Source organism: Cupriavidus sp. C3SS-1 (assembly GCF_057073755.1).
Map to the genome: position 1 here is coordinate 1927763 of NZ_CP172700.1, position 14117 is coordinate 1941879.

The window sequence follows — 14117 nt, forward strand, 5'->3', positions numbered from 1 at the left end:
GGCGGTGCGCTTGCTCGTGGTCAGGCGGCGAGCCCGACGCGCGACACCTGCATCGGGACAAATCCCGGCAGCGTCTCGATGCGCCGCAGCCAGGCATTGAGCGCCGGGTAGGGCGACAGGGCGACGCCGCCCTCCTCCGCCCGCGCGATATAGCTGTATGCCGCCACGTCCGCGAGCGTGGCGTGACTGGCCGCCAGGAATGGCTGATGGGCCAGGATCGGCTCCATCAGCGCGAACAGGCGGGTGGCGCGGGCGCGTGCCTCCTCGACCGGTAGCGCAACCCCAAACAGCACCGAAAGGCGCGCAGCGGCAGGGCCGGATGCAATCTCGCCAGCGGCAACCGACAGCCAGCGCTGCACCGCCGCGGCCCCGGCCGGATCATGCGGAAGCCAGTTGCCATTGTCATAGCGCGTGGCCAGGTAGACGAGGATCGCATTCGAGTCACTGACGATCGTGCCGCCATCATCGAGCACCGGCACCTGACCGAACGGATTGAGGCGCAGGAACGCCTCTCGCTTGTGCTCGCCGCCGCGCAGGTCGACGTCCACCAGCCGATATGGCAAGCCCAGTAACGAAAGCATCAGTTCCGCGCGATGCGCGTGGCCCGACAGCGGGGACCGATACAGGACCAGCTGCGTTGAGGGCGGGGGAAATGGGACGGTCGGATTTGACATGCCAGGCTCCATTGGCTGGGTAGATGGGGTTATTGTGGGAACCTGCAGGCGTGCAATAAAGACGAACAATCGTATTTGACTACTCCGATAATCGGAGTAGTGTGCCGTCATGGACAAGCTGAGAGCCATGCAGACTTTCGTGCGCATCGTCGACGACGGCAGCCTGACCGCCGCCGCCGCGTCGCTGGATTCCTCGCTGCCCGCGGTAGTGCGGACGCTGGCCGCGCTGGAGTCGGCGCTGCAGGTACGCCTCCTGAACCGCACCACGCGCCGCCTGTCGCTCACCGACGAGGGCCGGCGCTATCTCGACAGTTGCCGGCGCATCCTTGCCACCATCGACGAGGTGGAAACCGGACTGACCGAGCGCCACGTGGAGCCGACCGGTCACCTCCATTTGACAGCGCCGATGCTGTTCGGCCAGATGTATGTGGCACCCGCCGTGACCCGCTTTGCGCAGCGCTACCCGAAGGTGCAATGCCGGATGTCATTCACGGACCGCGTCGTCAACCTGCTGGAAGAGGACCTCGATGTCGGCGTGCGCATCGGTCCGCTGGCCGATTCCACGCTGGTCGCGCAGACCGTCGGCCACATCCGCCGGGTGGTCGTGGCCACGCCCGCAGTACTGCGCCGCCATGGCGTGCCCCAACATCCGGATGAACTGGCCCAGGTCGCGTGCATTCGCGTGACCGGCTCCAGCGCACATTGGTGGACCTTCCAGCAGCAAGGCAAGGAATTCCAGGTGCCGGTCGCGGGCAATCTGGAATTCAACCAGACGGCGCCCGCGGTGGCCGCGTGCGCGGCTGGCGCGGGCCTTGGCCATTTCCTGTCCTACCAGGTCGACGACCTGGTCCGGCAAGGGCAGTTGCGCATCGTGCTCGAGCGTTTTGAACTGCCCGCCTGGCCGCTCTCGCTGATCTATCCGCACGCGCGCCTGCTGCCGGCCCGCACCCGCGCATTCCTGGCCTGGATGCGCGAGGATCTCGAGCCACGCTTTCGCTGACAACCAGCGCGCGGCGGCTCGTCGGCGCAGGGAAAGCAAGTGACGCGCGAGGCCGAAATGCAAGAAGAAGCTTGACGTCCTGGCCACCCTGCCCGTATGGTTAAAACCGAACCATAATTCGAATTATCTAAATAAAATTATGCGAGACATGACACCAGGAGGCACCTTCCCCTCTTCCGCCTTTCCGCGCGTGGAGACCCCCTCGATCCTGCAGCCCCCGCGCCAGCGCCGCGCGCGCGAAACCGAGCAGGCACTACTCGGCGCTGGACGCGAACTGCTCGCGCAGCGGGACTTTGCAGCGGTGTCCGTGGCCCAGATCGCGGCGGCGTGCCAGGTGTCGGTGGGTGCCTTTTACGGCCGCTTCCGCGACAAGATGGCCTACTTCGAAGCCCTGCGCGCCCTGGTGATCGAGGAGACCGCCGAGTCTGTCCAACGCTACCTGAGCCAGCAACGCTGGGAGGACATCCCGACGCACACGGTGCTCGAGAAGGCCATGCGCTTCCTGGTGCTCGGCGTCATTGCCAACCGTGGTGTCATCCGAGCTTCGCTGCGGCATGCATCGACTCGCCCGGAGGAATGGCTGCCCCATCGCCAGAGCGGCGACGCGGTAGTCGAGCGCATGGTGTTGCTGCTTGTGCCCCGCCTGTCCTTGCCAGCGGCCGAGGCCGAGCAGCGAGTGCGCTTTGCCATGCAAGCCGTATTCAGCATGCTCGTCAACGCGGTACTCAACGACTCGGGGCCGTTCCACCTGGATGACGAACGGCTGCCGGTCGAGATGACTCGCATGCTGACCGGCTACCTGGGCGTGGAAGTCGCGCCGGCCTGACTCCCTGATTGCAGGTGCCCGCGTGATCCCGGCCGCAGGTAATGCAGGCCGGCGATAGCCGCTATGAATTTCCATGCGCCTTGCTTGGAAGGCGCATGCCAGCTCCCTAGAATCACGCCTACACACTGGCTGGCCCGTCCGCGCATCCAGCCCTTCCTGCCGGTGCGCCGCGCTTTCGCGGAGCGCCAGCAAATCGAATATCGAGGTTCTCCATGGCAACCCTCTTCCTCGTCCGGCACGGACAGGCCTCGTTCGGCGCGGCCAACTACGACTGCCTTTCCGCAACCGGCCGGCAGCAGGCGCGCTGGCTCGGCGAGTACTTCCGGGATCGGGGCCTCAGCCTCAAGCGCATCGTGGCCGGCACGCTGGTGCGCCAGCAGGACACGGCCTCTGAAATCCTGTCGGCGATGGGCATGGCGGGATCCTCGATGGCATCGCATCCGGGCCTGAACGAGTACGACGGCGAGGCGCTGTATCGCGCCTATACCGGCGGCGCCGACCACCGCGCCCACCAGAACGGCGACTACCATGACTACTGGCGCACGTTCAGGGCGGCCTATCAGGCCTGGACCCAGGACACGCTGGCCGACATGCCGGAATCCTGGGCCGAGTTCGGTGCGCGCATCAATGGCGCGCTGACGCAGGCATGCGAAGGCACCTCGCGTGAAGATGCCATCCTGGTGGTCAGTTCAGGCGGCGCCATTGGCCGGGCCGCCGCGGACCTGCTGGGCGCGCCCGCGCAAACGGCCATCGAGCTGAACCTTCAGTTCCGCAATACCGCATTCTGCGAAATCATTGTCGGCCGCGACACGCGCCGCTTGCTGAGCTTCAACAGCGTGCCGCATCTGGAATTGCCGGACCGCCGCAGCGCGCAGACGTTCGCCTGAGATCGCTGCGCGTAGCGCCGTCAACAGGTCCTGCCGGATGAAGTCCCGGAGCATCCGGGCTGGGATTGGAGCCTGGTTCCGGCGAGTGGCGCGGGCACTTTGACATGCCCGCGCCGCCGGTCCTTCTCCCTTTACTCTTTTCTGCCAGCGTCGTTGCGACGCCAGTCGGAACAGTGGCGATGCCATATGCTCTGGCAACTGCCGCTCCGGCGACTGGCGCAGGCACTTTGACATGCCCGCGCCGCCGGTCCTGCTCCCTTTACCCCTTGTCCTCCGCCGACCCGCGCGGATACCGGTTGCCCGGCGCAGCGCTTACAGACGCTCGATAATGGTGACGTTGGCCAGCCCGCCGCCTTCGCACATGGTCTGCAGGCCGTAGCGCTTGCCATGCGTATGCAGCGAATGGATCAGCGTGGTCATCAGCTTGGCGCCCGAGCCGCCCAGCGGGTGGCCCAGGGCGATGGCACCACCATGGATGTTCAGACGTTCCGGATCGGCACCGACAGCCTTGAGCCACGCGAGCGGCACCGGCGCGAACGCCTCGTTCACTTCGTACAGGTCGATGTCGTTGATGCTCATGCCGGCCTTCTTGAGCGCATGCTGCGTCGCAGGCAGCGGCGCTTCCAGCATGATCACCGGGTCATGGCCGATCACGGTCATGTGGTGCACGCGGGCCAGCGGCTTTACGCCGAGCTTCTTCAGGCCGGCTTCGTTGACCACCATCAGGCCCGCCGCGCCATCGCAGATCTGGCTGGCCGTAGCCGCGGTCACGCGGCCGCCTTCGGCGATCAGCTTGACGCTACCGATCGATTCCAGCGTGGAATCCGCGCGAATGCCTTCGTCGGCGGTATGCATCTCGCCGTTGCGGGTGCCATCGGCCAGGCGAACTTCCACCGGCACGATTTCGGCATTGAAGCGGCCCGCACGCGTCGCGGCGGCAGCACGCTGGTGGCTCAGCAGTGCGTAACAGTCCAGGTCCTCGCGCGAAAAGCCGTAGTTGCGCGCAATCATTTCCGCGCCGGTGAACTGGCTGAACTGCACACCCGGGTAACGCTGCTCGATGTTCGGGCTCTTCGGCACGCCGAAGCCGTTCTTGGCCGGCAGCTGCGACGACAGGCCCATCGGCACGCGCGTCATGCTTTCCACGCCCGCGGCAATGACGATGTCCATCGCGCCCGACATCACCGCCTGCGCGGCGAAGTGCAGCGCCTGCTGCGACGAACCGCACTGGCGGTCGACCGAGGTGCCCGGCACGCTCTCCGGCAGGCGCGAGGCCAGGATGGCGTTGCGCGCCACGTTGCCGGCCTGCTCGCCGACCTGGCTTACGCAGCCCATGATGACGTCTTCGATCAGCGCGGGATCGGCACCGGTGCGGTCGAGCAGCGCGTTGAGCACCTCCGCCGCCAGGTCGGCCGGATGCCAGCCTGCGAGCCTGCCGCCCTTGCGCCCACCCGCGGTACGTACCGCACCAACGATATATGCCTCTGCCATGTGATCTCCTTGAACGGTGCCGGCACAATGACCAGCCGTATAACCTCGATGCTCGAATTGTGCTGGCGTGATCCGGTGCGCGCGTCGTCGGAAGCGACGAACCGCGCGCCCCTGCTCAGGTCCGTGGCGCGAGCACCGCAAAAATGGCGGTGGCACGCAGCAGGCAGCGTTCCCCGCTCATCACGCGGCACGTGCCATAGCGCAGGCGCGAACCGAGCTTGTCGAACTCCACGCGCGCCTCGAGCCAGTCGCCGACACGCGCGGCGTCGAGATAATCCAGGCTCAGGTTGACCGTGACGGCGGCGTTCTTTCGCTCGGTCTCGATCTGCATCATCATGCCGATTGCGGTATCGGCCAGCGTGGCCAGCATGCCGCCGTGCGGAATGCCGAGATTGTTCAGATGATGCTTGCCGACGCGCACGGCCAAGGTGCGGCGCGGCAGATCGACATACAACTGGCCGAAGTGGCCCATGTAGCCGTCCAGCTCGCGCAACGCCACGAAACCCTCGGGCACTGCCTCCGCGGCGGCACCTGCCGCCGCATTGTCATTGGTTGCCATGGCGGCAATGTCCCCTTCCGCCATGGTTTCAGCCGAAATAACGCGAGGCGACACCGAGCTGCTCGCGGCACTCCGCCACCATCCGTGCAACCAGCTCTTCGCAGCTCGGCACATCGTCGATCAGGCCCACGCACTGGCCCGCGCTGACGATGCCGCCATCGGGTTCGCCCGCCACCAGCGCCGCCTTGCCACGCTGGCCGGTCACCAGATGCCGCACCTCTTCGAACTCTGCGCCGCCCGGACGGCGTTCGATGCTGACCACCTCGTCGGATACGGCGTTCTTCAGCACGCGTGCGGTGTTATGCATGGTCCGGAAGATCAGGTTGGTATCGCGCTCGCTGGCCGCAACCAATGCCTGCTTGATGTTGTCGTGGATGGGCGCTTCACGCGTGGCACAGAAGCGCGTGCCCATGTTCACGCCTTCGGCGCCCAGCACCAGGGCCGCCGCCATGCCACGGCCATCGGCGATGCCGCCCGACGCGATCACGGGAATCTGCAACCGGCGCGCCGCCAGCGGAATCAGCACCATGCCCGGCACGTCGTCTTCGCCGGGATGGCCCGCGCATTCGAAGCCGTCGATCGACACCGCATCGACACCGAGGCGCTCGGCCGACAGCGCATGGCGGATTGCCACGCACTTGTGGATCACCTTCAGGCCAGCGGCCTTGGCGCGCGCAATGTGTTCCTTCGGGTTGTTACCGGCCGTTTCCAGCACCTTCACGCCGCTTTCGATGATGACGTCGAGATAACGCGCATACGGCGGCGGGTTGATCGACGGCAGCAGCGTGAGGTTGACACCGAAGGGACGATCGGTCATGTCGCGGCAGCGGCGGATTTCCTCGCCCAGCGCCTCGGGCGTCGGCTGCGTCAGCGCGGTCAGGATGCCCAGGCCGCCGGCATTGGAGACGGCAGCGGCCATCTCGGCATAACCCACCCATTGCATGCCGCCCTGGATGATCGGGTAGCGGATGCCCAGCATTTCGGTGATACGTGTCTTCATGGTTGTCCTTGGTTTGGAGCCGCGCGGCCTGCTACCTGGGCAGGCCGCGCCACGCTGGGCCAGTCTAAGGTGCCCCGGCGCGCCTTAGCTTCGTCGAAAACGACGATTGCGGGAGACGCATTCTGCACTAGTGTGGGCCAGACCTACCCACGCCGCCTGACTGCCATGACCCAACCCATCCCGACCTTCGAGACCCTGCGCTACGCCGTGGAAGACGGCGTAGCGACCATCACCCTGCACCGGCCCGACCAGCTCAACGCCTTTACGGGCCAGATGATGCAGGACCTGATCGCCGCCTTTGACGCCACCGATGCCGACGACAACGTGCGCGCCGTCATCGTCACCGGCGCCGGCCGCGCGTTCTGCGCGGGCGCGGACCTGTCGGGCGGCAGCTCCACCTTCGATTTCGAGAAGCGCTATGGCGCGAAGCCCGACACCGCCCACCGCGACGGCGGCGGCCGCGTGTCGCTGCGCATCTTCCGCAGCCTCAAGCCGGTCATCGGCGCGGTGAACGGCGCGGCAGTCGGCGTTGGCGTGACCATGCAGTTGCCGATGGACATCCGGCTGGCCTCCACCGATGCCAAGTTCGGCTTCGTGTTCGCGCGGCGCGGCATTACGCCGGAAGCCGCGTCTTCGTGGTTCCTGTCGCGCGTGGTCGGCATCTCGACGGCACTCGAGTGGTGCTACACCGGCCGCGTGTTCTCGGCGCAGGAAGCGTTCGAGCGCGGCCTGGTGCGTTCGCTCCATGCGCCCGACGACCTGTTGCCTGCCGCACGCGCCATTGCGAGGGAGATCGCCGATAACGCAGCGCCGGTGTCCGTGGCCATCTCGCGTCAACTGATCTGGCGCATGGCCGGCGCCAGCCACCCGATGGAGGCGCACAAGCTCGACAGCCGGGCGATCCAGTCGCGCGGCCGTTCGGCCGACGTCAAGGAAGGCGTCAGCGCGTTCCTGGAAAAGCGCCCCGCCGCCTTCCCCGATCGCGTTTCGGCAGACATGCCGGACTTCTTCGAATGGGGCGGCGAGCCGCCGTTCGCCTGAGGAGCAGCCAGGATGAAAGTCAGCCAGGCGGTCGACAGCCGCAAATCCGTGCGTGGTTTCCTGCCGAAGCCCGTTGATCCCGATACCATCCGCCGCGTGCTGAACACCGCGGCACGCGCGCCATCGGGCGGCAACCTGCAGCCGTGGCACCTCCACGTGGTGGGCGGCGAGGAGATGGATCGGCTGAAAGGCATCATGCGCCAGCGCGTGGCGGAAGCGCCCGGCGGCGAAGACCGCGAGTACGACATCTATCCGCGCGAGCTGGCCTCGCCCTACCGCGACCGCCGCTTCGAAGTGGGCGAGGCGCTTTACCGCTGCCTGGATATCCCGCGCGAAGACAAGCGCGGGCGCCTGGCGCAGTTCGCCAACAACTTTGCCTTCTTCGGTGCGCCGCTGGCGCTGTTCTGCAGCGTCGACCGGCGCATGGGGCCGCCGCAATGGTCCGACCTGGGGATGTACTTGCAGACGGTGATGCTGTTGCTGCGAGAGGAAGGCCTGGACAGCTGCGCACAGGAATGCTGGGCAATCTATCCGCAGACCCTCGGCAACTTCCTGTCGCTGCCGCCCGAGCGGATGCTTTTCTCGGGCATGGCGATCGGCTACGAAGATCCTGAAGCGCCCGCCAACCAGTTGCGCACGCCACGCGCGCCGCTGGAGGCGTTCACCGAGTTCATGGGTATCTGAGCAGGTAGCAAGGCGCGCCGGTCCGGCGCGCCTTTTTTCACAGCAGCCCGAGCTGCCTGGCGATGGCCACTGCCTGCGTGCGGTTGCTGGCGTGCAGCTTGGCGCTGATATTGCGCAGGTGCGTGCGCACGGTGGTTTCCGACACGAACAGCCGCTGCGCCATGGCGACGTTGGAAAAACCTTCGGCCAGCAGTTGCAGGACCTTTTGCTCCTTCGGCGTCAGCGGTTCCACCAGTGGCGCCGGCGCGGGCTGGTTCGCCGGGGCCGCGTCCGGGCCCATGCCACACGCTTCAAGCAGCTTTTCCACATAGGCCGACGGCAAGTTTGCGCCTTGTCTCGAACAGGCCTGCGCCAGGAGGCGGCGCACTTCGTCACCCTCGTCGGCAAAAATACGGACAAAGCCTTCCGCCGCGCCAAAGCGCAACGCTTCGCCCATGGCCACGAGCGCCTGCGCGCCGTCCCCCGTGCGCTGGTACGCCTGCGCCAGCAGGATGCGCAGCTTCAGCGCGCGCCGCATCAGCTGGTTGGACACCGCCGCCGCCAGTTCGCGCTCCAGCGCCTCGCGCACCTGCGCAGTCGGCTCGACATGCAAGGCCAGCCGCAAGCGGCCGACGGTGATGTCTTCGACATCGCTGGCAAAGGAGCTGACGCCCGGGCGCGTACGCCACAGCGCGGGGTCCGCCGCCCGCTGCAAGGCTTCTTCGGCGGCGTGCCGGTTGCCCTGGCGCAAGGCCAGCCGCGCGCGTTCGAGCATCGCGGCCATGACCAGGCGCGTCAGGCCACGATGGTGCCCGAGGTGCTCCAGCGCGGCCAGCCATTCATGGGCCTGGTCGGCTTCGCCGCGCTCGAACGCAATGCGCGCCAGCACCAGGTGTCCGGTAATGATCTGGTCCGGCAGGCCCAGGTCTCGCGACAGCGGCAGATAGACATTGAGCAGCCGGCCGGCGCGGTCGGAATCGCCACTCTCATAGAGTCCTTCGGCCAGCAGGATGCAGGCCATGGCGTTGCCGTTGGTCGGCCCGAACCGGTTCGGCAGCATGGTGCGCGCGGCAATGCGGAAGCGTCCCAGCGCCTGCTGCAACCGCCCCTGGCGCAGGTCGATCAGTCCTTCCACCGACTCCGAGAAGATCTTGTTGAAGTTGCTGTCCGACCCGCGCACAACCTGGCGCGCGACGGCCAGGAGACGGCGCGCCTCGGCGTAGTCGCCACTGACCGCCGCCAGCCGACCCATCGACGTGGCGAGGATGGCATCGGGAAACGCGTAGCCCATCGGCAGCGGCGGCAGCTCATTGCGCGCAAAGGCACGGGCGTCGTCGAAGCGATCCATCATATTGAGCAGCATGTGGCGCAACGCGCGCACATGCGCCAGCAGTTCACCGGCCGCCCCTTCGGTGGATGCGGCCTGCAGCAAGGCAATGGCCTGCGCCGGCCCGCGCGTGAACGACACCGCCCACGCGCGCGCGATCTGCAGCTTCGGCCAGCGCGCCAGTTCGTCGGGCGGCACTACCTCCAGCCAGCGCGTCAGCAGCCGCATGCGGCCCTGCGCCAGCAGTTCGCCCGCGGCGCTGTCCAGCAGCTGCAGCGCATGGGCCACTGCGCCGGCGGCAAACGCATGCTCGATGGCCGGCACCGGACGTCCCTGGCCTTCATACCAGCGCGACGCCGCCATGTGCAGTCCGGGCACGGCCTGCGGCAGCGTCTGCGCGAGCTGTCCGCGCAGGAAGCCGGAAAACAGGCTGTGATAGCGATACCACTGCTGGGGCTGCTCGGCCGTGCCGCGCTCGCCATAGCGCTCGCTTTCCAGCGGCAGCAGGAACAGGTTGGCACGCTCGAGCCAGGCCAGGATGTCCGCGCTGTTGCCGGCCGGCGCTTCCCCTTCGACGGACGCCGGAGGTTGCGGGCCGGCCTGGTACAACGCGTCGCACAGCGGTCCGCACAACTGGTCGAGGATCGACGTGCGCAACAGGAAATCGCGCACCGGCTCGGGCAGGTGGTGAAAGACGTCCTCGACGAGGTAATCGGCAATGGCCGCGTTCGAGCCCGAGAAACCCGCGATAAAGGTCTCGGGCTGCGCGCGCCGCTCCATGGATACCGAAGCCAGCCACAGCGCCGTGGGCCACCCTTCGGTACGCCGGTGAAGCACGCTGATGGCGGCCTGCTCCAGCTTCAGGCCACGCGCCTGGCGCAGGAACGATTCGGTTTCCACGGCGCTGAAGCGCAGTTGCGCGGGTTCGATCTCGAGCAGTTCGCCGCGCGCGCGCAGGCGGCCAAGGCCGGTCTCGGGCACCCAGCGCGTGCCAACCACGACGCGCGCGCCCGGCGGCAGGCTTTCGACGAGTTGCCAGACCAGCCCGACCACGGCCGGGTTCTGGAGCGCTTCGAAGTCGTCCAGGAACAGCGTGAAGGCGCCAGGATGCCGCGCCACGCGGTCCATCAGCGCGAGCGCCTGCTCGCCGGCATCCACGCCGGCATGATCGGCGGGACGCTTCGCTCCGCCTTCGAGCACCTGCGACAGCGCCACCTCGAGCGAACCGATGAAACGCGTGGCGTCATTGTCGGCACGGTCCAGCGTCAGCCAGACCGTCGGCACGCCGGTCGATTCCAGCCGCGCCCGGCATTGCAGCATGGCCGTGGTCTTGCCGAAGCCTGCCGGCGCGCGCACCAGCACGAGCCGCACGAAGCCGGCCGCGCAGACGGTGTCGCAGATGGCCGATCGCTCTACCTGGTAAGGGGTCAGCAGGGGCGGCCGCAGTTTCGCGACCAGGGTGCCAGTGCCCGTGCCCGGCGCCGGGCGCGGGGCAGTCTCCTCTTTGCTCGCCATTGGCTAGTTTGTGCTCCGCATCCGGGTTCAGCCTCGCCCTGTGTACTGCAGGCCGGCCGGTGTGATGGCGCGGCCGTGCCTGGGAATGAACAGGGAATTATGGCGTAAACCGACCCGGGCGTCGGCAAGCGAGGCCGCGGCAGGCCATCGCGGTGCCGGTCTGCCTCAAACCAGCTTGTTGCCGTGGCCGGCCCAGTAGCGGTCGCGCAGCACCCGCTTGAGCAGCTTGCCGGTCGGCAGGCGCGGCAGTTCGGCTGCGAAGTCCACGGTGCGCGGACACTTGATGCCGGAGAGGTTCTCGCGGCAGAACGCGATCAACTCGGCGGCCAGTTCCGGCCCTGCCTCCGCCATGCTGGCGGGCTGCACCACGGCCTTGACTTCTTCGCCGAAATCTTCGTTCGGCACGCCGATCACGGCCACGTCCATGACCTTCGGATGGGTCATCAGCAGGTTCTCGGCCTCCTGCGGATAGATGTTCACGCCGCCGGAGATAATCATGTTGGCCTTGCGGTCGGTCAGGTAGAGGTAGCCGTCCTCGTCCACGTAGCCGATATCGCCGATGGTGCTCCAGCCCGCGTGTTCGGGATGGCGCGACTCCTCGGTCTTGGCCGGATCGTTGTGGTACACGAACTGGCGTCCCTCGGCGAAATAGATGGTGCCGGGCTGCCCCGCCGGCATCAGCGAGCCGTCCGCATCGCAGATGCGCAGCTTGCCGATCATGGCGCGACCGACCGTGCCCTTGCGCTGCAGCCATTCGGGCGAGCTGACCACCGTCACGCCATTGCCCTCGGTGCCAGCGTAGTACTCCCACACGACCGGCCCCCACCATTCGATCATCTGCTCCTTGACCTGCACCGGACACGGCGCCGCAGCGTGGATGGCCACGCGCAGCGACGACACGTCATAGGCGCCACGCGTGTCCGCCGGCAGCTTCAGCATGCGCGAGAACATGGTCGGCACCACCTGCGTATGCGTGATGCCATGCTCCTGCACGAGCCGCAGGAACTGTTCCGCATCGAAATGCTCCATCACCACCGAGGTGCCGCCCAGCGCCTGCACCGACATGTTGTAGCGCAGCGGCGCGGCATGGTACAGCGGCGCCGGCGACAGGTAATGCATGCCGGGCCCGAAGCCATACAGCTTCTCTGTGAGCGTGGTCAGCGACGTCGGGGTGTCGATGTTCTGGCTGCCCGGTGGCGCGTAGACGCCCTTCGGACGCCCGGTGGTGCCCGAGGAATACAACATGTCGCCGCCCGTGGTTTCGTCCTCGATGCGTTGTGCCGGATACTGTGCCAGCGTGGTTTCGTACGATGTGTAGCCCGGCAAGGTGCCGTTCAGCATCAGATAGCCCTTCAGGCCCGGGACCTGTTCCGCCAACGCGGCGGCCACTTCCGCTTGCGCGTGCGAAGTGATCAGCATCTGCGCGCCGCTGTCGCGGATGATGTAGGCGGCATCCGCCACGTTCAGGCGCGTGCTCAGGCAGATGAAGGTGATGCCGCTGCGCTGGGCCCCCCAGCACAGCTCGAACAGCCGCGGATGGTTTTCGATCAGGAAGGCCACCCGGTCGCCCGGTTGCAGGCCGTGGTCGCGATAGAGACGGGCCACCTGGTTGGAGCGCTCGTCCAGCTCGCGGTACGTCACCACGGTGCCGTTGTCCATGATGACGGCCGGCTTGTCTGGGGTGCGCTGCGCGTGGACATACGGGTGCATGGTGGTCTCCTGGAATTCGAATGGGTGCCGCCGCGTCTCCGGCGGTTGTGCTGGATGCATTCTCATGAGCCGGGCCAGACTCGGGCATCGTCGGAAACGACGAACGGGACGGGGCCCGCCATGCCGCAGTGCGGCAAGAGCAGGCCCCCGGGGCTTCGTCCGATGCGACGATGCGCACGCGACAAGCTTGCGCCGAAGATGGCCGTCGCAGCATGTCATTGCCTCATGGCAACTCCCCTTCCCATTCCGAGCCCATCCCTTGCCGAAAGGAGCCGCGGTGGATTTCCAGTTCAGCGAAGAACAATCAATGCTGCGCGACACGCTCGCGCGCTACCTGGCCGATCACTATGACTTCGAAGCACGGCGCGCCGCCGTCCGCACGGACGCCGGGTGGCGCCCCGACTGCTGGCGCGAGTTCGCGCGCGAGCTAGGCATCCTTGGCGCCGGATTTCCCGAGGCGCTGGGCGGCCTGGGCGGCGGCGCGGCCGAACACTTGATCGTCCTGGAACAATTCGGCCGCCACCTGGTGCTCGAACCGTACCTGTCCACCGTCGTGCTGGGCGGCGGTGCCCTGCTGCAAGGCAGCAAGGCACTGGCGGAACAATGGGTGCCAGCCATCATCGGCGGAGAAACCCTGGTGGGCTGGGCTCACGCCGAGCCGGCCAGCCGCTACTGCCGGCACGACGTGCAGGCCCGCGCGGTCGCCGACAGCGCCGGCTACGTACTCGACGGCCACAAGTCCGCCGTGGTTGGCGCACCGTTCGCCACGCACTTCGTCGTCAGTGCCCGCACCGGTGGCGCACGGCGCGACACCGATGGCATCAGCCTGTTCTGGGTGCCGCGCGATACGCCGGGCGTGACGCTGCGCGAGTACCCGACCATCGACGGCAACCGCGCCGCCGACGTGCGGTTCGACCAGGTCCGGGTGCCATTCAGTCACCTGCTCGGCACCGAAGGCAAGGCGCTGCCGCTGATCGAGCAGCTGAGCGACGCCGCGCTCATGGCGCTGAGCGCGGAAGCCAATGGCGCGATGGCCCGCATGCTGGCGGACACGATCGACTATGCCCGCCAGCGCAAGCAGTTCGGCGTCGCCATCGGCAGCTTCCAGGTGCTGCAGCACCGCATGGCCGACATGGCGATGCAGCTCGAACAGTCCGTGGCGCTGACCCAGGTCGCGGCCATGCAGGCCACGGCGCAGTGGCGCGAGCGCGCGCTGGCAGCCTGCGCGGCGAAGGCGCAGGCCGGGCAGGCCGGCCGCTTCATCGGCCAGGCCGCGGTGCAGATCCATGGCGGCATGGGCGTGACCGACGAGCTGGCGGTGGGGCACTACTTCAAGCGCGTGACGGCCATCGACCTGCAGTTCGGTTCGGCCGAGCACCACCTGGGCCGCTACGCCGACCTGCTCTATCCCGCTGCAGCCTGAG

Annotated in this window: 12 protein-coding genes; 6 read left to right on the plus strand and 6 right to left on the minus strand. The window is 67.4% G+C overall.

The genetic code is table 11. The features are described 5' to 3' along the window. Positions 1 to 20: 20 nt before the first annotated feature. Positions 21 to 674, minus strand: coding sequence for a glutathione S-transferase family protein (locus ACIGJC_RS24880; RefSeq protein ID WP_483712055.1), 654 nt, complete (start codon positions 672 to 674; stop codon positions 21 to 23). 109 nt (positions 675 to 783) lie between these two features. On the opposite strand from ACIGJC_RS24880, the gene ACIGJC_RS24885 reads away from it, so the two are divergent. From ACIGJC_RS24885 to ACIGJC_RS24895, 3 genes are all read left to right on the plus strand, one after another. Next, positions 784 to 1674, plus strand: coding sequence for a LysR family transcriptional regulator (locus ACIGJC_RS24885; protein ID WP_483712056.1), 891 nt, complete (start codon positions 784 to 786; stop codon positions 1672 to 1674). A 139-nt stretch (positions 1675 to 1813) separates the two neighbouring features. Continuing rightward, complete coding sequence (locus tag ACIGJC_RS24890; RefSeq protein WP_483712057.1) at positions 1814 to 2500, plus strand: TetR/AcrR family transcriptional regulator; 687 nt, start codon at positions 1814 to 1816, stop codon at positions 2498 to 2500. Positions 2501 to 2712: 212 nt separating this feature from the next. Further along, positions 2713 to 3387: a histidine phosphatase family protein gene (locus ACIGJC_RS24895; RefSeq protein ID WP_483712058.1), complete on the plus strand. Its 675-nt coding sequence runs from the start codon at positions 2713 to 2715 to the stop codon at positions 3385 to 3387. Between the two features lie 312 nt (positions 3388 to 3699). Here the strand turns inward: ACIGJC_RS24895 and ACIGJC_RS24900 are convergent, their stop codons facing one another. The 3 genes from ACIGJC_RS24900 to ACIGJC_RS24910 form a co-directional block, all read right to left on the minus strand. Beyond that, positions 3700 to 4878: an acetyl-CoA C-acetyltransferase gene (locus tag ACIGJC_RS24900; protein ID WP_483712059.1), complete on the minus strand. Its 1179-nt coding sequence runs from the start codon at positions 4876 to 4878 to the stop codon at positions 3700 to 3702. A gap of 115 nt (positions 4879 to 4993) precedes the next feature. After that, positions 4994 to 5461, minus strand: a complete 468-nt coding sequence (locus ACIGJC_RS24905; RefSeq protein WP_483712060.1) for a PaaI family thioesterase — start codon at positions 5459 to 5461, stop codon at positions 4994 to 4996. A gap of 4 nt (positions 5462 to 5465) precedes the next feature. Then, a complete protein-coding gene (locus ACIGJC_RS24910; protein ID WP_483712061.1) occupies positions 5466 to 6437 on the minus strand; it encodes an NAD(P)H-dependent flavin oxidoreductase in 972 nt (323 codons plus the stop codon). Positions 6438 to 6602: 165 nt separating this feature from the next. Between ACIGJC_RS24910 and ACIGJC_RS24915 the strand changes: the two genes are divergently transcribed. Continuing rightward, positions 6603 to 7478: a crotonase/enoyl-CoA hydratase family protein gene (locus tag ACIGJC_RS24915; protein ID WP_483712062.1), complete on the plus strand. Its 876-nt coding sequence runs from the start codon at positions 6603 to 6605 to the stop codon at positions 7476 to 7478. Positions 7479 to 7490: 12 nt separating this feature from the next. Next, positions 7491 to 8162, plus strand: a complete 672-nt coding sequence (locus tag ACIGJC_RS24920; protein ID WP_483712063.1) for a nitroreductase — start codon at positions 7491 to 7493, stop codon at positions 8160 to 8162. A gap of 37 nt (positions 8163 to 8199) precedes the next feature. Here ACIGJC_RS24920 and ACIGJC_RS24925 read toward each other — a convergent pair whose 3' ends face one another. Together ACIGJC_RS24925 and ACIGJC_RS24930 are read right to left on the minus strand one after the other, a co-directional pair. Further along, positions 8200 to 10983, minus strand: coding sequence for a winged helix-turn-helix domain-containing protein (locus ACIGJC_RS24925; RefSeq protein WP_483712064.1), 2784 nt, complete (start codon positions 10981 to 10983; stop codon positions 8200 to 8202). A 165-nt stretch (positions 10984 to 11148) separates the two neighbouring features. Then, positions 11149 to 12693 (minus strand): AMP-binding protein, encoded by a 1545-nt coding sequence (locus ACIGJC_RS24930; protein ID WP_483712065.1) that lies wholly within the window; start codon positions 12691 to 12693, stop codon positions 11149 to 11151. A 277-nt stretch (positions 12694 to 12970) separates the two neighbouring features. Between ACIGJC_RS24930 and ACIGJC_RS24935 the strand changes: the two genes are divergently transcribed. Further along, positions 12971 to 14116 carry an acyl-CoA dehydrogenase family protein gene (locus ACIGJC_RS24935; protein ID WP_483712066.1) on the plus strand — a complete coding sequence of 382 codons (1146 nt, stop codon included), beginning with the start codon at positions 12971 to 12973 and terminating at the stop codon, positions 14114 to 14116. Position 14117: the final 1 nt, after the last annotated feature.